Annotated in this window: 15 protein-coding genes and 4 pseudogenes; 7 read left to right on the top strand and 12 right to left on the bottom strand. The window is 62.6% G+C overall.

The annotated features are described in order from the left end of the window. Positions 1 to 26: 26 nt before the first annotated feature. The 4 genes and pseudogenes from LB536_RS22615 to LB536_RS22625 all read right to left on the bottom strand — a co-directional run bounded on the left by LB536_RS22615 (position 27) and on the right by LB536_RS22625 (position 2,976). Entirely contained in the window at positions 27 to 1,205 is a 1,179-nt protein-coding gene (locus LB536_RS22615) for a CapA family protein (protein ID WP_263489278.1), read from the bottom strand. Beyond that, positions 1,179 to 1,544: pseudogene (locus LB536_RS31150) on the bottom strand (ParB/Srx family N-terminal domain-containing protein); the annotation flags it as partial. The pseudogene LB536_RS31150 and the gene LB536_RS22615, both read right to left, overlap by 27 nt. 65 nt (positions 1,545 to 1,609) lie before the next feature. Beyond that, a complete protein-coding gene (locus LB536_RS22620; RefSeq protein ID WP_224596510.1) occupies positions 1,610 to 2,017 on the bottom strand; it encodes a DUF2958 domain-containing protein in 408 nt (135 codons plus the stop codon). Next, entirely contained in the window at positions 2,014 to 2,976 is a 963-nt protein-coding gene (locus LB536_RS22625; RefSeq protein WP_224596512.1) for an ArdC family protein, read from the bottom strand. The genes LB536_RS22620 and LB536_RS22625 overlap by 4 nt, the downstream gene beginning before the upstream one ends. 689 nt (positions 2,977 to 3,665) lie before the next feature. Between LB536_RS22625 and LB536_RS22630 the strand changes: the two genes are divergently transcribed. From LB536_RS22630 to LB536_RS22650, 5 genes are all read left to right on the top strand, one after another. Further along, the gene (locus tag LB536_RS22630; RefSeq protein WP_224596514.1) at positions 3,666 to 4,976 is read left to right on the top strand and encodes a tyrosine-type recombinase/integrase; all 1,311 of its coding nucleotides are present in this window, start codon (positions 3,666 to 3,668) and stop codon (positions 4,974 to 4,976) included. Between the two features lie 924 nt (positions 4,977 to 5,900). Then, positions 5,901 to 6,182 (top strand): hypothetical protein, encoded by a 282-nt coding sequence (locus tag LB536_RS22635; RefSeq protein ID WP_140762970.1) that lies wholly within the window; start codon positions 5,901 to 5,903, stop codon positions 6,180 to 6,182. Positions 6,183 to 6,496: 314 nt separating this feature from the next. Then, positions 6,497 to 6,649 carry a hypothetical protein gene (locus LB536_RS22640; RefSeq protein WP_411966569.1) on the top strand — a complete coding sequence of 51 codons (153 nt, stop codon included), beginning with the start codon at positions 6,497 to 6,499 and terminating at the stop codon, positions 6,647 to 6,649. Further along, on the top strand, positions 6,646 to 7,095 hold the full coding sequence (locus LB536_RS22645; protein ID WP_224596516.1) for a hypothetical protein: 450 nt from the start codon (positions 6,646 to 6,648) through the stop codon (positions 7,093 to 7,095). The genes LB536_RS22640 and LB536_RS22645 overlap by 4 nt, the downstream gene beginning before the upstream one ends. 214 nt (positions 7,096 to 7,309) lie before the next feature. Then, the gene (locus LB536_RS22650) at positions 7,310 to 7,573 is read left to right on the top strand and encodes a hypothetical protein (protein WP_318013489.1); all 264 of its coding nucleotides are present in this window, start codon (positions 7,310 to 7,312) and stop codon (positions 7,571 to 7,573) included. 28 nt (positions 7,574 to 7,601) lie between these two features. Here LB536_RS22650 and LB536_RS22655 read toward each other — a convergent pair whose 3' ends face one another. From LB536_RS22655 to LB536_RS22670, 4 genes and pseudogenes are all read right to left on the bottom strand, one after another. Then, entirely contained in the window at positions 7,602 to 9,221 is a 1,620-nt protein-coding gene (locus tag LB536_RS22655) for an ABC transporter ATP-binding protein (protein WP_224596519.1), read from the bottom strand. Positions 9,222 to 9,238: 17 nt separating this feature from the next. Further along, entirely contained in the window at positions 9,239 to 10,360 is a 1,122-nt protein-coding gene (locus LB536_RS22660; protein ID WP_224596521.1) for an ABC transporter permease, read from the bottom strand. Next, positions 10,353 to 11,276, bottom strand: coding sequence for an ABC transporter permease subunit (locus LB536_RS22665; protein WP_140762985.1), 924 nt, complete (start codon positions 11,274 to 11,276; stop codon positions 10,353 to 10,355). Before LB536_RS22665 ends, LB536_RS22660 begins: the two co-directional genes overlap by 8 nt. A gap of 415 nt (positions 11,277 to 11,691) precedes the next feature. After that, positions 11,692 to 13,032: pseudogene (locus tag LB536_RS22670) on the bottom strand (peptide ABC transporter substrate-binding protein); the annotation flags it as partial. A gap of 282 nt (positions 13,033 to 13,314) precedes the next feature. On the opposite strand from LB536_RS22670, the pseudogene LB536_RS22675 reads away from it, so the two are divergent. Together LB536_RS22675 and LB536_RS31250 are read left to right on the top strand one after the other, a co-directional pair. Beyond that, positions 13,315 to 13,755 (top strand): annotated as a pseudogene (locus LB536_RS22675) (TadE/TadG family type IV pilus assembly protein); the annotation flags it as partial. Between the two features lie 7 nt (positions 13,756 to 13,762). Further along, a pseudogene (locus tag LB536_RS31250) lies at positions 13,763 to 15,519 on the top strand (hypothetical protein). A gap of 28 nt (positions 15,520 to 15,547) precedes the next feature. Here LB536_RS31250 and LB536_RS22690 read toward each other — a convergent pair. From LB536_RS22690 to glgA, 4 genes are read right to left on the bottom strand one after another with little or no spacing between them, the layout of a single operon-like run. After that, on the bottom strand, positions 15,548 to 17,182 hold the full coding sequence (locus LB536_RS22690) for an alpha-glucosidase family protein (RefSeq protein ID WP_224596532.1): 1,635 nt from the start codon (positions 17,180 to 17,182) through the stop codon (positions 15,548 to 15,550). Further along, a complete protein-coding gene (gene glgX / locus LB536_RS22695; protein WP_224596536.1) occupies positions 17,172 to 19,175 on the bottom strand; it encodes a glycogen debranching protein GlgX in 2,004 nt (667 codons plus the stop codon). Before glgX ends, LB536_RS22690 begins: the two co-directional genes overlap by 11 nt. A 55-nt stretch (positions 19,176 to 19,230) precedes the next feature. Then, on the bottom strand, positions 19,231 to 20,859 hold the full coding sequence (locus LB536_RS22700; RefSeq protein WP_224596539.1) for an alpha-D-glucose phosphate-specific phosphoglucomutase: 1,629 nt from the start codon (positions 20,857 to 20,859) through the stop codon (positions 19,231 to 19,233). A 3-nt stretch (positions 20,860 to 20,862) separates the two neighbouring features. Then, a complete protein-coding gene (glgA, locus tag LB536_RS22705; RefSeq protein WP_140811846.1) occupies positions 20,863 to 22,308 on the bottom strand; it encodes a glycogen synthase GlgA in 1,446 nt (481 codons plus the stop codon). Between the last annotated feature and the right edge of the window lie 18 nt (positions 22,309 to 22,326).

Raw genomic sequence — 22,326 nt, forward strand, 5'->3', positions numbered from 1 at the left:
CGGTGGCCCAGGGTTTGTGTTGATCGTCAGCCAAATTTGCGCGCAAGCGGCGCGGCTATTCTGCCGATATGTCCGGATATTTCGATCTCTGTACCGAAAGCACGCGAGCGGCTTGCGAAACCCTCAAGAATATCTCGCGCCGCGTGTCCGCCGGCGGGGACGGGAACCAATCCGCCTGTTTCGGATCCGCAGCGCCCAATTGCCTCGCCGATCACGACGGGCAGAAGGTCTATGGCTTCGAGGGTTCCGTGCGCATCGTAGCGGCAAGCGGCGACAATGCTCTGCCAGACTTCCGGAGGATCCCATTCGCTCTCCTCCGGATGAACGTGAAAGAGGAAATTTCCGAGACCATAAAAAATTGGCGAGCCATTGTAGATTTCCACCGCTTGAAGAACGGGGGCACCGTGGCTTACGAAAAGGTCTGCGCCGGCGTCAATGCATGTACGGGCAAAGGCCTGTACCCAGCGCGGCACGTTCTGCCAACCTGGTTCCCAATGGTGGTGGTGCAGATAGGCGATAACAAAATCGCCTTTCGCAACCGCCTGCCGGATGGCGGACAGTTGAATATCTGCACTTTGCGGATCGATCTCGATCAAGCGGCTGAAGTCAGCGGCTTGGGTGAAAACGGTTCCGTAGAAATTCAGCTCCTTCCCGCTCGCCAGCTGGGGCGGATCCTCCGGTTGCGCGTAGTTGGTGATTTCAAGATGCGAGCTTTGCAAATGGTCGCCAAGCCTTGCCAGCCTTCGGAAATGACCGTTCGGCACCCCAAGCTTGCGAACGGTCTTGAGTCGGTTGACGCCAGGCCGTGCCGGGCGCGAAGCCGTGCGGTTCTCGGCATACATGTTGGCCGGACCGGGGCCTGCATCCATTGCAAGAAGAGAGACCTGGCGGGCTCCCAGAGTGCGATGGCCGAGTTTCGTGGCATCGGTCTCGTCGATCCCGATCCCAGCATGCAGGAAGCCGCGCGCTTCGACCTCCCCCAGCGTGGCGAGAACCCCGCAAGGGCCAAGATCGAATGCGTGGTTGTTGGCCAGAGCAAGCGCGTTGAACCCGATGGCTTGCAATGCGTCCAGCACCTCGGCTGTGGAATAGCCGAAGAACTTGCCCTTGGTCGGCCAACCACCATGTTTGCCGAGGATCGTCGACTCGAAATTGGTGAAGACGACGTCACCTTGCCGCGGAGCGCGATCAATGTTCTCGGCCAGCGAGACCTCCTCCGCGAGAATCGCGCTGGAAGAATCGCCGACAACGCAGGGAACGGGCGCGGTCTTGGCGAGCCGCTTCTGCTTCACGAGCATTTCCAGGGCGCGGTAGCGGCGGCCACCGGCAGGCACCTCGAACATGCCGGTCTCCTGGCTATCGGCATCGAGAACGGGACGGACGTGGATGCCCTGGATCAGGCCGCGCCGAGCGATCGAGGCAGCAAGGTCCTCGATCGAGACGCCGGCCTTGATGCGACGGACATTGGTCTGGGCGAGAACAAGTTTGTTGAAGGGAATGTCGCGCGAGGGCGACAGGGTGATCTTTTGAACGGCAGTGGCCATCGGGGTTTCTCCACGACGGGCGCCGAGAGCCTCTCTCTCGGTCCTGAACCCGTCACGAAATCCCTTCAATCCTCTTCCTCTCCTTCCTTCGGGCTCGACCCGTCACGCCGCTGCCCGTCAGCAGCGGCGTGCAGGATGCGTTCGCCCTCCGGGATGCTCCCAGTCATGCGGGCAGCCTCCGCATAGACCGAGATCGGGTGTCGGCCGGTGAAAAGGAGATCGCGTTCGATGGTCATGCCGAATGGCAGGCGGATCGATTGCAATTCCGAGAGGCTGAAGGAGCCAAGCTCGGGACAGCCGAAACCGAGATCGGCCAGCCCGAACAGGGTGTCGCCATCCTCGTCGAGTTCAGTCGCGAGCCATGTGCCGGCGCCGAGCGGATTGAAGAAGCGGACAGCCGGGACGTGGTCAGCTTCGCGGCGGCGGCCATTGGCGAGAAGGCGCTCGTGTAGGTCTGGGCACAGCAGGATCATGCCGCCCTCCTGTCATCTCCCGCATCCGTTTCAATCGGCAGCGCGGTATCCTCGATCAAATGGCCGAGAAGCCAGTCAGCCGCCTTGCTGGCCTGGCTGGCGGCGCGCACGATGGCGCGATTGTCTTCGCGCAGAACCTCTAGCCAGGAGCCAATATAGTCAGCATGCCGTACCGTGGGCACGATTCCGAGCGCGGCGCAGCAGAAAGCTGCGTTGATCTCGGCCACGAGTTCCTCGAACGCATATTTCTTCGTCCCAAAGGAGCCGGAGAAATCGCGGCCGAGGCGTGAGGCATGACCTGTGGCATGACCAAGCTCATGCAGCGCTGTGCGATGCCAGTTGATCGGCTCGAAATAGGCTTGCGGGGGCGGCACCTGAACGTAGTCTCTTGCCGGCACATAAAAGGCATTGTTCCCGCCGATACGGAATTCGATGCCGGTGCCTTTGATCAGCGCCTTGAGCCGAGGCTCGATCAATCCGGCGTCCGGGAGTGGCGGCAAAACTTCCATTTCCTCGGACAAACCTTCACATTGCTCGATGTTGAAGACAGTGAAGCGCCTGAGGAATGGAACCGCCCTGGCATCCTCGCCGGTCTCGCCAGCGCGCTTCTTCTCATCGTTCGGGATAAAGCGATCCGCATAGACGATAGTGGTGCCATGCTCGCCTTTCCGGACATTCCCACCGAGCACTTGTGCCTGTCGGAAGGTCAGCCAGCTTTGCGTCCGATAGGCGCGCTCGATGACGGCGCCCCAGAGGATGAGCACGTTGATCCCACTATAGGCTTTGCCGGTGCTGGCGTTCTTCGGCAAACACAGCGGCGCCTTCGCGGCGGCGGTCCCCCACGGCTGGACCCAAGGGAAACGACCTGCCTCCAACTCGGCGATAATCTTGTTGGTGATGTCGTCATAGAGGTTGGTCCGGTCGGCAACGACGCGGGCTCGATTGCTTTGATAGGACATCGCGGTTCTCCGCGACGGGCGTCGGAGGCCTCTCCTCCGGCTCTCTACCCGTCACGAAAAAACCGCTCGCACTCTCACTCTCGATTTTCGAAGATCGGGAATCCCCAGCAGGAGGGGAGCCCACCCCCGAGGCACCTCATGAGGCCGGGGGCCTGAGTTGCCGGCACTCGTCGCATCGCGAGACTGCCCGCACATCATGGTGGATCCCGCCGTTTTTAACGCCAGAGGGTCCCAATCACCGCACGAGCGATTTGATCCCGTTCACAGATCGCTCTCATGCCCTTACATTTCCGGTCAGATAATCGCCTCGCGGTGAGAAGTCTTCTCGGACCGGTCCCTTCGCCAAAGGGTCGAGAGCGATTGTCCAATGGTCGGGTCGACTGCCGGCCAGATCGCGCGATCGAGCGGCTTACTGATCGGTGTCGGATCCATCGCAGAGGCATAGTCCTCAACAGTTGCGCGCAGCTTAATTCTTCTGCGCGTGCGGAAAGGCAAGCCATGACGATCCAAGAGCAGTTGGACGACGATACGCCGCTACGGCTCAACATAGCTGCCGATATCGCCTTTCCGGACGGCTCTATGGGGGCGGCAGGTCTGCGAAAAGAACGAGATGCTGGCCGTCTTCAGACAGAGTTGATCGCAGGCAAGGAATACGTCACTTTGGCGGCGATCGCAAAAATGAGAGAGCTATGCCGCGGACGTCGAAAGGGGCGCGCCTCGTCTGGCGTGCCGAAAGCAGAAGGGCGGACGGAAAGCTGCGCAACGCAGCCGGCTGGTTCATCCGCGATGGCGCAACCTTCATCAGCGCTTGTGGCGGCACTGGCGACCGCGAACGCGCTGAAAAGCGGCTCGCCAGTCACATCACGGAAAAATACCGACCGGCCCGCGAGCGCGGTCGTGATCCCGCCACGGTCCCGGTAGCTGACGCCGTAAGCGTATATCTTACCGACGTCGCGCCATCGCACGCCAAGCCGAAGGAAACCGCCGACCGGCTGATCGTTATTCTAACGTGGTTCGGCGACAAAAGAATGGGCGACATCGATGGCAAGATGTGCCGCGACTACGCCAAGGCACACGGCAACGGCGCAGCTGCCAGGCGTCAGCTGGAGGATTTGAGAGCGGCGCTGAACAATTATCATCGGGAAGGCTATGTAAGCTCTGCACCAGCAATTGTGCTGCCCGCGAAGGCAGCACCGCGCGACCGCTGGCTGACCCGCGACGAGGCAGCCGCCCTGCTTCGCGCTGCGTGGCGCATGCGCCAGTCGTGGAAGGGAAGGCCAAGCGATCGTCGCACCGCATGCCACATCGCGCGCTTTATCCTGGTCGCTCTCTACACGGGCACGCGCTCCGCCGCGATATGCGGCGCGGCCGTCCGCCCGACAGAAGGCGCGGGACATGTGGACATCGACCGCGGCGTTTTCTACCGCCGCGCCAGCGGTCGCCGCGAGACCAAGAAACGGCAGCCGCCCGTCAGGTTGCCTGATCGCCTCCTGGCACATGTGCGCCGCTGGGCGAGCACACCGCTGGAGATCAAGACCAAGGGCCGAGGAAAAAGCGCCAGCATTGGCCGCATGGTCGCCCATGACTACGTGGTTGAGTGGAACGGCAAACCGGTGCAGTCGATCAAGAAGGCCTTCCGCTCGGTGGTCGAGGCGGCCGGACTAGGCTGGCATGAGGAGATTGGGACCCCGGACGGTAGCGTCCGGCGCGTCTTCCGCACCGACATCACCCCGCACGTCTTCCGCCACACGGCGGCTACCTGGCTAATGCAGCAGGGTACCGACCCCTGGGCGGCGGCCGGATACCTCGGCATGAGCGTTCAAGTGCTCATTCAGACTTATGGCCATCATCACCCCGATTTTCAGGCCCAAGCCGCCGAGGCGATCGTCTCCAAGTCACGCTTGCGAAAAATGCCCAAAAACACAGTCGGGATGCCCGCGGCACAGAAAGAGAACATTTCCACCTACCCCACAGTTACCCCACAGCTATACCGGAAATAAACGTGAACATTGGCCTTCAGACGCCATCAGAAATGGCGGAAATCCGGGCTTTTGCTGGCTAACCCGCCCGTTCGGGACGAGGGGGTCGCAGGTTCAAATCCTGCCACTCCGACCAGAAAATACAATGTGTTAGCGCATCCCGACTGGCGCCACCCTAGATTCACCTGAGATAGAGCTCTGGTCCGGGCTGATGCCTGTTCCTTCGGGACAGGAAACGGACACGAAATCCCTTTCCTCTCACGACGCATGGGCAACGAAGTTCCTCCCATCGTGCCGGTCAATCCGCGGGGGCGTTCGCTGTCACTGATCACACTCCGACGGGGCGCGCGGTGTGCGTCGTCGCCTAGCGGAGGCCGAAAAAGCTCAATATCGCTATCACGATGACCACCGCTCCCACGAGCCAAATTATATTGTTCATGATCTCTCTCCTGTTGCTCGATGAGCCCGCGCCTCTGGCCGAGGACGCGGGCCGATCAGCCTTTGCCTGCTGATCTTCAGCGGACCTCAAACCGTGATGCCTGCTGTCGAGATAAAACCATTAGTTTTACCTAATGTTCCGCCGCTGACAGGATTTCGAAATGGCCGAGCGGACTGCTTTTGTAGGGCAGAGACAGATTGGTCCTCACAGCACCAGCCGCGCTTGCCTGCCCGCGCGGACGACGGACGACGGACGATGCGGCAGCGTAACTGCCCGGGAGGACCAATCGTAATTGTAGAAAAGGCGATATCGCGATCATCCCTGAGCTAGGAACCGCAGGAGTCTACCGCCGAATATTGCGATTTTTCTCCAGGTCTGGTCGCGCGATGCGATGGCCGGCCCTTCGCGTTGCCCCAGGTCCCGGTTGTCCCGCGAAACCCGGAACCAAAGAGATCAGCAGCAGTTGTATCCAACGAAGGGCTAATCAAGGCATTGGAGAAATTGCAATGAAAACAATGATCATTTGCGCTTTGGCGCTTTCGGTGGGATTGCCCACCCTGGCTTCGGCCGCCGAGGCTGACGTTGTCATCAGGACCCATCATCGACATCATAACCACGTCAGGATCATCAATGAGGAGGGCCAGCGGCTCCATCACCGTCACCACGGAACCATCGCCTTCTACGACCAGGGGCGTAGGCATCATCGTCGAGATACCGTCGTTGTCACCGGCTCCGTCTCCACTCACCGCCACCATCGTCCGGTGGTAATGGAAAACGGCGGTTACTGATCGCCGCCTGGTGGCTCGGCTCTCGATCAAGCCTGGCCACCAGACGACTTTTCCCTGGCACGCTACACGCGCACGCTTCATGCGCGGTCCGGGCTCCGCGCCGGCAAGCACCTTGCGTCTTGCTGCAAGACTTAAGTCCCTCGTCCCACCAGACCGAAGCCCAGCCCTGGAACGTTTGCTCGCGCCCCAAGTTCGGTTGATTGGGCGCGAGGGCCATCAAAACGAAGCGGAAATGGATGACCACCACAATCTCGAATCGTGACAACGCAAGATCCGATGCCTTGCAGCTGCGAGTGGCAGATCTCAGGAGCAGGATGCGCGACGCGCGCATCACCGAGGGCGAAATCCAGACCTTCCAAAAGGTCGCGGCCGTAATGGAGGACGGTCAGGGCCGGATCGATGGCGACGATCTGATCGCCGCATCCTTCGTCATCGACGTGCTGACGGACACGACACGCCCTGAATGACCATGCCAACAATCAGCAGGCTTTTTGACTCCCATTCCGAAGCAGCCCGGATCGCCGGCAACCTTTTGGCGGCCGGGGTTCCTCGCGTACAGATCGTCATCATCGGGCCCTACCACGACGAAATCCGTGTCCTGAAGTCTCCCGCCGTCATGCTTGGCGCTGCCGCCGGGCTGCTGGCATGCCTGGCCGCTTTTGCTGTCCACGGCATCAATCCTTTTACGACCGGCCTGTCGGCGATAGCCCTGACAGGCACGTTCTGCGGCTGCGTCCTCGGCGGGTTGCTCGGAGCCTGGCTCGCGGCCGCCGGAAGGCCTGAGCGTCGAAGCGTCGGCGAAGGGATTGTGCTGGTGACGGCCCATGTCGACGAGAACGCGACCGATATTGCCCAAATGGTGCTCGGCGGCGGTTGTGTCCCCGTGAACGGATTGGCCGCCGAAGCAGCATAATAATTTCGATGACATTGAATAGAATAGACGGCCGAGCGCGAGCACTGGCCGGCCGTTCAAACTTTGACGAAATGGGCATCGGCCCTAGTTTGATCGATGAATATGAGGGAGCCGGTAAAACGGCGAACCGGACGCGGACATGAATTTGATCTCGACGACAGGGTCGGCACCGGTTCTTCTGGCTGCGATGTCTCTTGTTGCCGGATGCTCATCGATGGGCAGGGCGGCCGATCCGGCCAAATACGAGAGCATGACCTGCACGGAGCTCAACAGCGCCGTGGGAAGCAACGCGAGCGACATCTCGCAAGCCGCGATCACCCGCGGCAAGGTCGCCAACACCAGCGTGCCGCGTTGGCTGCTTGGCGGAACGAGCGTGAAGATGGCGGTCGCCAATCGTGAAACGGCCACGATCGACCAGTTGAAGCGACAGCAGGATGCCGCTGTCGCCGTACGCGCACGCAAGTGCGCGGCCGGCTGAGCGAACAGGCCTCACCTACAGTGGCTTATCACGCGCTCAACCGGAATCGCGTGGCGTCGATCGCGGCATTCATCAGCGTCTGCGTATAAGGCGCTTGCGGGTTGCTGAAGATGGCCTCGGTCGGCCCCTCCTCGACGATCTTGCCTTGCTTCATGACGATGATGTAATCGGCCATGGCGCGCACCACCGCCAGGTCGTGGCTGATGAACAGGTAAGACAGTTCGTGGTCGGCCTGAAGCTTGCGCAGCAGTTCCACGATCTGTTTCTGCACCGAGCGGTCGAGCGCCGAGGTCGGCTCGTCCAGCACCACCATCTTCGGCTTCAGGATCATGGCGCGGGCAATGGCGATGCGTTGCCGTTGTCCGCCGGAAAATTCGTGCGGGTAGCGGTTGCGGGCGTTGGGGTCGAGCCCGACTTCGCGCAGGGCCTCGACCGCACGCTGGTCGCGCTGCTTTCCCGAAAGGTTCGGCTCATGCACCAGCAGCCCTTCGGTGATGACCTGGCCGACGGTCATGCGTGGCGACAGCGAACCGAAGGGATCCTGGAAGACGAGCTGCATCTGGCGCCGCAGCGGCCGCATCTGCTGCCGGTCGGCCGTGGAAATGTCGCGATCGCCGAACCGAATGAGCCCATCGCTCGGCAACAGCCGCAGCAAGGCGCGGCCGAGCGTCGATTTGCCCGAGCCGGATTCGCCGACGATGCCGATGGTCTGGTTGCGTTGCAACCGGATCGAGATGTGATCGACCGCACGCAGCATCAGCGGTTCACCGGCGAGAAACCCGCCGCCGATCCTGAATGTGACTTCGACATTCCTGCCTTCGAGCACCACGGGCGCGTTGGCTGGCGGAGGCGCCTTGGTTCCCGTCGGCTCGGCCGCCAGCAGCATCTTGGTGTAGGCATGCTGGGGGTTGGCGAAGATCGCTTCCGCCTCGCCTTCCTCGACGACCTCGCCCTGGCGCATGACGTAGACCCGGTCGGCGAAGCGCCGAACGATGCCAAGATCGTGGGTGATGAAGACGATCGCCATGCCGAGCTTGCGCTGCAGCTCGGCCAGAAGCATCAGGATCTGTGCCTGGATGGTCACGTCGAGCGCCGTCGTCGGCTCGTCGGCGATCAGGATGTCGGGGTCGTTGGCGAGCGCCATGGCGATCATCACGCGCTGGCGCTGGCCGCCGGACATCTCGTGCGGATAGGATTTCATCCGCCGTTCCGGATCGGGAATATGGACGAGCCGCAGCAGCTTGAGCGCCTCTTCATGCGCCTCTGTGACGCTCAGGCCCCGATGCCGGCGGATCGGCTCGATCAGCTGGTTGCCGATCGAATAGAGCGGATCGAGCGAGGTCATCGGTTCCTGGAAGATCATGCTGATCTTGCGGCCGCGGACCTTGTTCAGCTCGGATTTGCTCATTGTGAGCAAGTTTCGGCCGCGATAGTCGACATGGCCCGACGCTTCGCCGTTGGAGGCCAGCAGGCTCATCGCCGCCATCATCGTCTGGCTCTTGCCGGAGCCGGATTCGCCGACGACGGCAACGGTTTCGCCCGCGTTGACGTGGATGTTGATACCGTTCACCGCCTCGACCGCGCCATCGAGCGTGCGGAAGCGGACGCGCAGGTCCTTGACGCTGAGGATCGTTTCGGGAGTGGCCATGTCAGCGATCCCCATCTTTATCGATCCCTCGGGTCGAGTGCGTCGCGCAGGCCGTCGCCGACGAAGTTCAGGGCGAACAGCGTCGAGACGAGGAAGAAGGCGGGAAACAGGAGCAGCCAGTTGGCAGTGCCGATGTTCTTGGCGCCGACCGAGATCAGCACGCCCCAGCTGGTCATCGGCTCCTGGATGCCGAGACCGAGGAACGACAGGAAACTTTCCAGGATGATGACCTGCGGCACCAGCAGCGTCATGTAGATCACCACGGGGCCAAGCAGGTTGGGGATGACATGGCGCAGCAGGATGCCGCGCTGGCCGATCCCCATGGCTTCCGCCGCCTGGACATATTCCTGCCGGCGAATCGACAGCGCCTGCCCGCGCACGATGCGCGCCATGTCCAGCCACAGCACCGCACCGACCGCCAGGAACATCAGCACGAAGTTGCGGCCGAAGAACACCACCAGCATGATGACGAAGAAGATGAACGGCAAGGAATAGAGCACATCGACGATGCGCATCATCACCTCGTCGACCTTGCCACCTGAAAAGCCGGCGGCGGCGCCATAGATCACACCAATCACCACCGCCACGATGCCCGCGAGCAGGCCGATGGCAAGCGAGATGCGCCCGGCCATCAGCGTGCGCGACAAGAGATCGCGGCCGGTGTTGTCGGTTCCGAACAGGAAATACTGCTGCTTGACCGATGCGCTCATCGTCACTTCGAGGCCGTCGGGCGACTTGCTCTCGATCTTGGTGTCGTCGAAGGCATCGGACCGGTCGAGGTAGCGGATGTTGCGGTCGTCGATCGGCTTGGTCGACTTGACCGTGACGAAGACCTGATTGCCCTCCTGGTGCCACTCCTTGATGTCGACCCGCATACGTTTGATCGCTTCGGTGAGCGCCGTCTCGATCATATCGGGCTTCGGGTAGGCCGACAGGCTTGGCGGCATGCGCACATAGTCGGCGTAGATGGTCGTGTATTGATGCGGCACGAACCAGGGGCCAAAGACGCTGACGACCCCGATCAGAACGAGGTAGTAGAGACTGAACATGGCGGCGCGGTTGGCCTTGAGGCGCGCCCAGGCATCGCCCCAAAGCGAACGACCAACGATGGCGGGAGCCGTGGCTGCGATGTCAGTCATAGCGCACCCTCGGGTCGACGACCGCGTACATGACGTCGACGATCAGGTTGAAGACGATGGTGAAAATGGCGATCACCACCACCGTTCCCATCACCAGCGTGTAATCGCGGTTGAGCGCAGCGTCGACGAAATAGCGGCCGACGCCCGGAATGGAGAAGATCGTCTCGACGATGACCGAGCCGGTCAGCAGTGCCGCCGCCGCCGGGCCGGTGAAGGACACGATCGGCAGGATGGCGCCGCGCAGCGCGTGCTTGACCACCACCGACCAGTCGGAGAGGCCGAGCGCGCGGGCCGTTCGGATATGATGGGATCGCAGCGATTCGATCATCGAGCCGCGCATCAGGCGGGCGACGATGGCGATCTGCGGCAAGGCAAGCGTCAGCACCGGACCGATCTTGTTGATGAAGGCGCCGTCGCCCCATCCCCCGATCGGCAACAGCCTCCAGGTCAGCCCGAAGACGAGTTGGATCACCGGCGCGATAACGAAGGTGGGGATGGTGCTGCCAGCGGTCGCCAGGGCGATCACCGTATAGTCGCCAAGCTTGTTCTGGTTGAGCGCGGCAATGGTGCCGAGCACGCTGCCGAGCAGCAGCGCCAGGATCAGCGCCGAGGAGCCGAGTTGGACGGAAATGGGCAGGCCCTTGGCAAACAGTTCGGTGACGGTGAAGTCCGGCATGTTGTAGCTCGGGCCGAAATTGCCGCGTAAGAGATTGCCGAGATAGTGGACATATTGCAGCCAGAGCGGATCGTTGAGGCCGAACTGGGCTTCAAGATTGGCCTTGATCTCGGGGCTCAGACCCCGCTCCTGGTTGAACGGACCGCCTGGCGCGACGCGCATCAGGAAGAACGCCAGCGTCACGATGACGAACAGCGTCGGAATGGCGGTCAAAAGCCGCCGGAATACGTATCGCAGCATCGGTGCCCCGCTTGATCCGGAGCACGCCCGTCCACTCGGACGATTGCGCTCCAGCCTTCAAATCTCGCACCGAACCTTCCGAAAATCGATTCCGCTTCCCGGGCCGATGCGATGGCAAACCAGCGCCGCCGCGCATTCGGTTGCGCGGCGGCTTGGCCAGGGATCAGTCCTTGCTGACGAAGCGCGACGGATGCACGTCCATCACATTGTCGACGAAGCCATGCAGCTTCGAGGAAACGATATCGTGGTAGCTGTAGTAGAGAAGCGGGATCTGGCCGACATCGTCGATGAGGATGCGCTCGGCCTCGGCGAGGTCCTTCATGCGCTCTTCTGGCTTGCCGCCGGCGGCCGCAGCCTTGTCCATTGCCGCTTCGTATGCGGGGCTGTTGTAGTTCGAATAGTTGTTGCCGCTGGCCTTGCGTGTGATGCCGAGGAAGGTTTCCGGATCCTTGTAGTCGGCAATCCAGGCGGCACGTGCCACGTCATAGTCGCCCTTCTGCTCGAGGAAGGAGTAGTGGGTCTTGGTGTCGGTGTTGAGCAGCGTGACGTCGACGCCAAGCGGCTTCAATTGCTCCTGGATCGCCACTGCCGTGTTCTTGTGGTTTTCCGAGGTGTTGTAGCGGATCTCCATCTTCAGCGGATGCTCGGGCGTGTAGCCAAGCTTCTCGAAGATCTTCTTGGCTGCGTCCTCGCGGTCGATCTGGGGCATGTCGGCGTATTTGGCCATTGCGGGCGTGTAGCCCTCGATGCCGGGGGGCACCATCGAATAACCGGGCAGCATCGAGTTCTGCCAGACCTTTTCGGCGATGAAGTCACGGTCGATCGCCATCGAGATGGCATTGCGCAGTTCCGGATTGTTCCACGGCGCCTTGTCGGTCTTGATCGCATAATAGTAGGTGCCGAGATACGGCCCGACATGGATCTGGTCGCCGAACTTGGTCTTGAGGTCGGCGAGCTGTTCGGTCGGCAGATCGTCATAGCTGTCGAGTTCGCCGGCCTCGAAGCGCTTCATCGCCGATGAACGATCCTCGGTCGGGATGTAGTTGACGACGTCGAACTTGACCGTCGCGGCGTCCCAGAATTTCGGATTCTTGACCAGTTTCATGTGGTCGTTGGGAACCCATTCGGCCAGCGTATAGGCGCCGTTCGAAACCAGATTGCCGGGCTTTATCCAGTCGGCGCCGAGCTTCTCAATCGAGGCCTTGCTCACCGGATAGGTCGCCTGATGGGTCAGCATCTCCAGGAAGTACGGCGTCGGCGCCTTCAGCGTCACTTCCAGGGTGTTGGCGTCGATCGCCTTGACGCCCATGTCCTCCGGCTTGCCCTTCTTGGTGTTGACGTCCTCCGCGCCCTTCACCGGATACAGCATCGAGGCGTATTCGGCGCCGGTCGCCGGATCCTCGAGCCGGTGGAAGGAGTAGACGAAGTCGTCCGCCGTCACCGGGCTGCCATCCGACCACATGCCGTCTTTGCGCAGCTTGAAGGTGTAGACCGTGCCGTCATCCGACACCGTCCAGCTTTCGGCGGCGCCCGGAATGAGATTGGCCTTTTCATCCTGCATGACCAGCCCCTGGAACAGGTCACGCAGTACGTTGGCTTCATAGACCGTCGAGGTCTTGTGTGGGTCGACCGACTCCGATTCAGCGGAGGTGCCCCTGTTATAGACGGTCTCCGCAAAGGCTGGCGTCAAGAACGTACCGGCAGCCAAGGTCATTGTCGTGGCGAATACCGTCGCCTTCAGCATGTTTTTCAGCATGAAGTTCTCCCTGTCGGCGCTGCCATCGGCGCGCCTTTACGTGTTGACGCCCCGGAACCGATGTCTGGTCCTTTGAGCGCGCCGCCGGTTCCCTCCGACGGCTGGTGGCAGGAGACTAGACAGGAGGTAAGCTCTTTTCAACCGAGTACTGATTGACCCTAAGTCAATCCTCATTATCGCAGAAGCAACGGCTAAATTAGAGAGGCGTTTTCAATCGAGCGCATCCTTTGGTTGCACCCGGAGTTTCCGCTTTCTGCATGCGAACTTGAGCATGCTGGTGCCATGGTTCACAACCTCATTTCCAGGGTCCGAAGGCGCGAGTTCCGAACAGACGATTCGGGAACTTCAGCGGTCGAGTTCGCCCTGCTGTCACCGCTTTTCATCCTTATTTTGCTCGGAATGGTTGCATACGGCATCTATTTTGGCGCCGCTAACTCGATCCAGCAAATTGCAGCCGACGCCGCCCGGACGGCCATTGCCGGGGTGAACCAGACCGAGCGGCAGACGCTCGTGGCCAGCTATCTCGCCAACAACGCCGGCGGCTACCCCTTCGTGGACGCCAGCAAACTGACCTACCAGGCCAATGACAGCGTGGCCGACGGAAGCCAATTCGTGGTGTCCGTCTCGTACGATGCCCGCAACCTGCCGATCTGGAATCTGTTCCCGGGCATAGCCATGCCAGGGACGACCATCAACCGTCAGTCAACGATCAGGGTCGGGGGGTATCTGAATGCTGCAGCGGGCGGGCAAGGGCATCGGCCGGCTTGCACGGTCGATGATGGGAGACAGGAAGGCGAACTTCGCCGTCATGACCGCATTGAGCGCTCCGGTCGCATTGGCGCTGGCAGCTGTGGCCATAGATGAAGCCTCCATCTACACCGAGCGCCGGGAAGCCCAGGCGATGGTCGACCTGGCGGCGATCACCGCCGCCTCGAACATCAACAACGTCAACACAGCGGTCGTCACCACGCTCACCGACAACGGCATGCCGGGCGTCGTCGTTCAAGGCTCGGGCCAGACCATCCCAGCAGCCGCCGGGAAGACGGTGGTGACGGTTACGCAGGGCCGATACGCGTCATCGACCGCCAATGTCGGCCAGCGCTTCCAGGCGGGCGTGACGCCTTACAATGCCGTCCGGGTCACTTTGGCGAAGATCCCCAAGCGCTACTTCGCAAGCTCGCTGATCCCCACTCCCGTCATCGGCACCCAAGCCACCGCCAGCATGACGCCGCAGGCGACATTCTCGGTCGGGTCGAGATTGCTCAGCGTCAATGGCGGCATCCTCAACGCACTTTTGAGCGGACTTCTCGGCGGCAACATCTCGCTCAGCGTCATGGATTACAACGGGCTGATCTCGGCCGATGTCAGCGTGCTTTCCTTCGTCAGTGCGCTCGGCGCACAACTGAACATCACCGCCGGCACCTATTCCGACGTTCTGGCCTCGAAGGCGACCATCGGCCAGATCGCCACGGCCATGGCCAATGTTCCTGGCCTCGGCAACACCGCCAAGGTCGCCCTGCAGACCATCGCCTCCAAGTCGACCAGCACCGTCAAGATCCCGCTCAGCAGTCTTGTCGACCTCGGTTCCGTCGGCAGACTGGCCTCGGGCAACAGCCGTCCGGCCTTGGCGTGGACGCAAGCGCCATGGGGATGCTGACGGCGGCGGCCGTACTCGCCAACGGCACCAACCAGGCCGCCGTCGATCTCGGCGCCACCATCCCGGGACTGCTCTCCACCAAGCTCAACGTCGCCATCGGGGAGCCGATGCAATCCTCGCCCTGGCTGGCGCTCGATGGCATCGGCACTGTCGTGCGGACCGCCCAGACCCGTATCAAACTGACGGCCTCCGTCGGTATCGGCACGCCCGGCCTGGCCGGCGGCATCAGCCTGCTCGCCGTCAATCTGCCGCTCAACGTGGAAGTCGCCTATGCCGAGGCCAAGCTGACCGACATCACCTGTCCGACAGGGCCGTCCAGCATCAGCGTTTCCATCGCCGCGCACCCCGGTATTGCCCAGTTGAACCTGGCCAACAGCAACAATCCGTCCGGCTTCGCCGATTTCAGCCAGCCGCAGACCTTTACGAACGCAGACATCGCCGATGTTAAGCTGCTGTTGATGCCGTTGATTCAGGTGATGGGTTCGGCCGCGACCGCGATCACCAACAATAGTCCGCAGACCCTGACCTTCAACGCGACCGACATCGCCAACAAGACGGTGAAGACCGTTTCGACGCGAAACATCTCGCAGTCGCTCACCACGTCCCTGGTCAACAACCTGTCGCTTTCGGCCAATGTGCTTGGTCTCGGGATCGATGTGACCACCCTGCTCGGAACGGTCAAACCAGCAGTGGTGGCCCTGCTCAACACCGTGACGGCGCCCGTCGACGACCTGCTCTACAATGTGCTGTCAGCCCTGGGCGTCGGTGTCGGCCAGGCCGACGTGCGCGTCACCGGTGCGACCTGCGGACGGGCAGTGCTCGTTCAGTAGGACCGCTTGGCCGCAACCGAAGCGGCAATCAGTCGAGCCTGCCGAGGAAGCAACCGAGAGCCGGCAGCGAGAGCGCGTTTTCCTCAACAGCCGCAGTGCCGCCCAGGACGGCCGCGACAGTTCCGATACCCTCAGGCAACGGCCAAGTCGCCGGCTCTCCGGCGAAATTGAAGACACAGAGCAGCCTTTCTCCGCCACCCTCGCGGATGAAGGCGAGCACGTCGCCCTCGGTGTCGAGAAAGCTGATCGATCCACCGACCAGCGCAGGGTGCTGTTTACGCAAAGCGAGCGCCGAGCGGTAGGCCGACAGCACCGATTGCTCCTCGCCGTTCTGCACATCGACCGCGCGGGCGCGATGGCTTGCCGGCACAGGCAGCCAGGGTTTTGCGGTGGAAAAGCCCGCATTGTCGGCCCCTGCCTCCCAGACCATCGGCGTGCGGCAGCCATCCCTGCCCTTCACGCCGGGCCAGAAACGGATGCCGACGGGGTCGCGCAGATCCTGGTAGGCAAGCTCCGCTTCCTCAAGGCCGAGCTCCTCGCCCTGATAGAGGCAGATCGAACCGCGCAGGCAGGCGAGCAGCATGATCGAGAATCTGGCCATAAGGTCGGGATCGCCACCTGGGCGCATCCAGCGGCTGACATGGCGCACCACGTCATGGTTGGAGAATGCCCAGCAGACCCAGCCGTCGGCAACCGCGCTTTCGAAGGCCTCGACACAGCCGCGCACATGCGCCGCCGAAAACTGCGAACCGAGCAGGTCGAAAGTGTAGCTCATCTGAAGCTTGTCGCCGCCGGAGGTGTAGGCGGCGAGCGTCTGCAGCGAGCGGCCTTCATCGCCGATCTCGCCGACGGCGGCGCGGCCCTCATACTCGTCCAGCAATGCCCGGAAGCGCTTGAGGAACGCCAGGTTTTCCGGCTGCGTCTTGTCGAACAGATGCTCCTGATAGAGGTAGGTATTGGTCTCTGTGTTGGTGCCGGCAACGCTCGAAGCCAAGGGCGGATTGCTGCGCAGCCAGCGGTCGTGGACATAATAATTGACCGTGTCGAGCCGGAAGCCGTCGACACCGCGCTCCAGCCAGAACCGCACCGTGTCCAGCAACGCCTCCCGAACTTCCGGGTTGTGGAAATTGAGGTCCGGCTGCGAGGCGAGGAAATTGTGCATGTAGTATTGCCGGCGGGTCGCGTCCCACTCCCAGGACGGTCCCCCGAAAACCGACAGCCAATTGTTGGGCGCGCCGCCGTCCGGCCTGGCGTCGGCCCAGACGTACCAGTCGGCCTTGGCATTATCGCGGCTGGCGCGGCTTTCGATGAACCATTCATGCTTGTCGGATGAATGCGACAGCACCTGGTCGATGACGATCTTCAGGCCGAGCCGATGCGCTTCGGCGACCAGCACATCGAAGTCCGCCAATGTGCCGAACATCGGGTCGACGTCGCGATAGTCCGATACATCATAGCCCATGTCGGCCATCGGCGACTTGAAAAAGGGCGACAGCCAAACGGCATCGACGCCGAGCGAGGCGATATGGGCGAGCCTCGACGTGATGCCGCCGAGATCGCCGCTGCCATCGCCGGTGGTGTCCTGGAAAGAGCGCGGATAGACCTGATAGATGACGCAGCCTCGCCACCACTCGGCTCCCTGCTCCACATTCTCACCGGTCATCAAAAACCCTCCTTGCGCCGCCGTTTCCGGTCCGGCGCTCGATCATGAAATTGACGCTGCGGCCCGGCAGCGGGCGTAGGAGGTCGATCGCCTGCGTCTCGATTGCCGCGAGCCACTGGAAGCCATCTCGCGCCGGCAAGGTGAAGACGCATTGGCGGCGGTCGCCGTTGATCATGACGGCAAGCCTGCCATCCTCGCCGCCAAGCAGCATGACGAGGCGATGCCGGCTGGAGTCGTTCCAGCCGCTCTCGTCTAGCAGCTCACCGGTTTCGGTCAGCCAAGCGACGTCGGGAACGCCCGAGGCCTCGGGTTCTCCGGTCAGGAAACGCGTGCCCGACAGTGCCGACACCGCCTGGCGAAGTTCCGCCAGCGCCGACACGTAACGCTCCAATGCCTGGTCGCGGCCTGCCCAGTCCAGCCAGGTGATGGCATTGTCCTGCGCATAGGCATTGTTGTTGCCCTCCTGGGTGCGGCCGAACTCGTCGCCTGCTGTCAGCATGATGGTGCCGCGAGAGGCGAACAGCGTGGCGAGCAGCGCGCGCTGGTCGTCGAAGCGCGCCTTGATGATCGCCACATCGTCCGTCTCGCCTTCGGCGCCATTGTTCCAGGACAGGTTTTCGCTATGGCCGTCGCGGTTCTGCTCGCCATTGGCCGCGTTGTGCTTGCGCTCATAGGTGACAATGTCGGCCAGCGTCATGCCATCATGGGCGGCGATAAAGTTCACGCTGCGGCTTGTTGGCTCCCCTGCCCCGTTGAACACGTCGGACGAACCGGCAAGGCGCGTGGCGAGAGCACCGACCATGCCGGCATCGCCGCGCCAGAAACGTCTGACATCGTCGCGGTAGCGATCGTTCCACTCAAGGAACGGGGGCCGGAAATTGCCCAGTTGATAGCCGTTTGCCCCGATATCCCAAGGCTCGGCGATCAGCACGCGATCGCAAAGCAGCGGATCATGGGTGATGGCCCGCAGCAGCGGCGCTTCCGGATCGAAGGCGCCATCGACCCGGCCCAGCACCGGGGCCAGATCGAACCGGAAGCCGTCGACGCCGGCCTGGCGCACGAAATGACGGAGTGTGTCGAGCACCATTTCCCGCACCATCGGATGGTCGCAGGCGATGGTGTTGCCGGTCCCAGTATCATTGACCAACCCACCATCCGGCCGGTGCCGATAGTAGGCCTGGTTGTCGAGGCCGCGTAGCGAGAGCGTCGGCCCCAGCCTGTCGCTTTCGCCGGTGTGGTTGAAGACGAGGTCGAGAATGGTGGCGATGCCGGCCCGGCGCAGCGCGGCGACCGTGTCCTGCAATTCCGTCAGGCCGCCGGGCGCGAGGCGTGGGTCGAGTGCCATGAAGGTGACGGGATTGTAGCCCCAGGCGTTGCTCAAGCCCAGCGGCGGCAGATGCCGCTCGTCGATCGACGCCGTCACCGGCATCAGTTCAACGGCGGAGACGCCGAGCCTTTGCAGATGCTCGATGATGGCCGGATGGGCAAGTGCGGCGATCGTACCGCGCTGTTCTTCCGGCACATCCGGGTGGAGCTTGGTGAAGGCGCGGACATTCAGTTCGTAGATCAGACCGCCCGGACGAAACAGCGGCGGCAGGACCGGTGGAGCCGTGGGCAAGGCCCTGGCCACGGTCTTGGGCATCAGCGACGCGGTGTCGGCGCCCTCATAGCGCCGCGCGGCGAGCCGCCAGTGATAGGCGTAGGGCCGGTCGATTTCGACGGCGTAAGGATCGGTCAGCAGCTTGTCGGGGTCGAACCACAGCCCACGCTCGGGTGCATAGTCCCCATCGGCACGCAGGCCATAGCGCACGCCCGTGGTCAGGCCGGAGACGAAGAGTGCGTGCACGCCGTCGCCTTCCGGCTTCAGCTCCAGGCGATCGCGTTCGCGATTTCCGTGCTCGTCGAAGATCGAAACCCAGAGGCGACGGGCCGACGAGGACCATGCGGCGAAGCGGATGCCTTCGGGGGTGATGGTGGCGCCGAGCGACGTCATGCGCGCGCCTTCCCTTCTCCCCTTGTGGGAGAAGGGACGGCCTCATCCGCCACCCTCAAGTAATCACGCTGGGCTTGTTGCGGCCGGTGTGGCTCTTGATCCCGGCAATGTCGTCGGCGGCGGCGATGAGATCGGCGAGCGCCTCCTGTGTGTCGAGATCGTGCCTTGCCTTATCCGGCTCGTAGCGCTCGATATAGACGCGCAGGGTCGCGCCTGACGTACCGGTGCCCGAAAGCCGGAAGACGACGCGAGAGCCGCCTTCGAACAACACCCTTATGCCCTGGTGCTCGCTGGTCGAGCCGTCGACCGGGTCGTGATAGGCAAAATCGTCGGCGTTGGCGATCTTCAGGCCACGAACGCTGGTCCCCGGCAGCGAGCCGAGCTTGGCCCTGAGGTCGTCGACCAGCGCATTGGCGCGGTCGCTCTCGACCTCCTCATAGTCGTGCCGCGAATAGTAGTTGCGCCCGTAGGCCGCCCAGTGCTCGGTGACGACCTGCTTGCAGCTTTCGCCGCGCGCGGCCAGGATGTTGAGCCACAGGAGCACCGCCCAGAGACCGTCCTTTTCGCGGACATGGTTGGAGCCGGTGCCGGCGCTTTCCTCGCCGCAGATCGTCGCCATGCCGGCGTCGAGCAGATTGCCGAAGAACTTCCAGCCGGTCGGCGTCTCGTACATGCCGATACCGAGCTTGTGGGCAACGCGGTCGGCGGCACCGCTCGTCGGCATCGAACGGGCGATGCCTTTCAGCCCGTCCTTGTAGCCCGGCGCCAGGTGGGCATTGGCGGCGAGCATGGCGACCGAATCCGACGGGGTGACGAAAATACCCTTGCCGATGATCAAGTTGCGGTCGCCGTCACCATCGGATGCAGCGCCGAAATCCGGCGCATCCGGTCCCATCATCTCGTCATAGAGGTGCTTGGCATGGACCAGGTTGGGATCGGGGTGATGACCGCCGAAATCCGGCAACGGCTTGAAATTGCGGCAGGTGCCGTTCGGTGCGCCGAGGCGGTTCTCGAGGATTTCCTTGGCGTAGGGTCCGGTCACCGCATGCATGGCGTCGAAGCGCATGCGAAAGCCCGACTTGAACAGTTTGCGCAGCGCATCGAAATCGAACAGGCTCTCCATCAGCTCGGCATAGTCGGTGACCGGATCGATGATCTCGACGGTCATGCCCGCAGCCTTGACGGTCCCGACCGTATCGATGTCGATCGGATCGATGTCGGCGATCTTGAAGCTCGATATCGCCTTGGTCTTGGCAAAGATGGCGTCGGTCAGCTTTTCCGGCGCCGGGCCGCCATTGCCGGCATTGTACTTGATGCCGAAGTCCTCGTGCGGGCCGCCGGGATTGTGGCTGGCCGACAGGATGATGCCGCCGAAGGTCTTGTATTTGCGGATGACATGTGAGGCCGCCGGCGTCGACAGGATACCGCCCTGCCCGACCATCACCTTGCCGAAGCCGTTGGCGGCGGCCATGGCAATGGCCTTCTGGATGACCTCGCGGTTGTAGTAGCGGCCGTCGCCGCCGATCACCAGGGTCTTGCCGGCAAATCCGTCGAGCGCGTCGAAGATCGACTGGATGAAGTTCTCGGCATAGTGCTCCTGCTGGAACACCGGCACCTTCTTGCGCAGTCCCGACGTGCCGGGCTTCTGGTCGGAATAGGGCTTGGTGGGAACGGTGCGTATCATGCTTCAGGCAACCCTTTTCGAAAGCAGCAGGCGATAGAGTTCGACGTATTTTTCGGCGCTTCGATCCCACGACACATCGCTCTTCATGCCTTGGCGCTGGATGGTCTCGAAGGTTGCTGAACTGCCGTAGGCGTCGGCCAGCCGGCGGATGGCGTGGAGCAGCGCGCCGCCATTGTTGGGCGCAAACTGGAACCCGGTCGCCACGCCGGCGCCAAACGCTGCTTCATTGGCATCGATGATGGTATCGGCGAGGCCGCCGGTGCGGGCGACGACCGGCACGCAGCCATAGCGCAGGCCGTAAAGCTGCGTCAGTCCGCAAGGTTCGAAGCGCGAGGGAATAACGATGGCGTCGCAGCCGCCCTGCATGATGTGCGACAGCCCCTCATCATAGCCGACGACCACTCCGATGCGACCACGGTGGCGTGCGGCCGCGGCCAGCAGTGCGCCTTCGAGGCCGGCGTCGCCCGAGCCGAGGATGGCCAGCCTGGCGCCTGTCGCGACGATGCCGTCGACCACCGTCGCCAATATGTCCATGCCCTTCTGCCAGGTCAGCCGGCTGACGACACAGACAATCGGGCTGCCGTCGCGGTCGAGGCCGAAACGGTCCTCGACGGCGGCCCTGTTGGGCGCGCGTGCCTTCAACGTTTCGGCCGTATAGGTCGATACCAGATGCTTGTCGGTTGCCGGATCCCAGATGGCGGTGTCGATGCCGTTGACGATGCCATGGAGATCGCTTGAACGCATGTTGATGAGACCGTCGAGGCCCATGCCGAATTCCGGCGAACGGATTTCCTGCGCATAGGTCGGGCTGACGGTGGTGATCGCCCAGGCGGCCTGCAAACCGGCCTTGAGGAAGCCGACACCGCCATAATATTCGACGCCGTCAAGCGCCATCGCCGCGGCCGGCAGGCCGAGCTCGCCGAAGATGCCGGCGCCGAACTGGCCCTGGAAGGCGAGATTGTGGACGGTCATCATCGAGGGTATGCCAACGGCCTTGCCGTAGCGCATATAAGCCAGCGTCATCGCCGACTGCCAGTCATGAGCATGGACGATGTCAGGCAGGTAGCCCGAGATGGCGCCGCCGGCGATATCGGCGCCCGCCTGGCTCAGCGCCGCGAAGCGCCGCCAATTGTCCGGCCAATCGGCGCCCGAGGCGTTGCCATAGGGACCGCCGGGGCGGTCGAACAGATGCGGCGCGTCGAGCACGAACAGGTCGAGCCCGGCGACCTCGACGGCGTGGACCGAGGCCTTGCCGCCCTGCAGCAAGGGGTACTGATAGACGGCCTTCTTTTTCTTGAAGGCGCCCATCACCATGGGAAAGCCCGGAACGAGCGTGCGCATGGTCACGCCCTTGGCCGCGAGCGCGATGGGCAGCGCGCCGGTTACATCAGCTAGCCCGCCGGTCTTGATCAGCGGGAAGATTTCGGGCGTGACCGACAGAACATGCATGCGCTTAACGATCCGCTC

The organism is Mesorhizobium sp. ES1-3 (assembly GCF_020164795.1).
GTDB lineage: Bacteria > Pseudomonadota > Alphaproteobacteria > Rhizobiales > Rhizobiaceae > Mesorhizobium.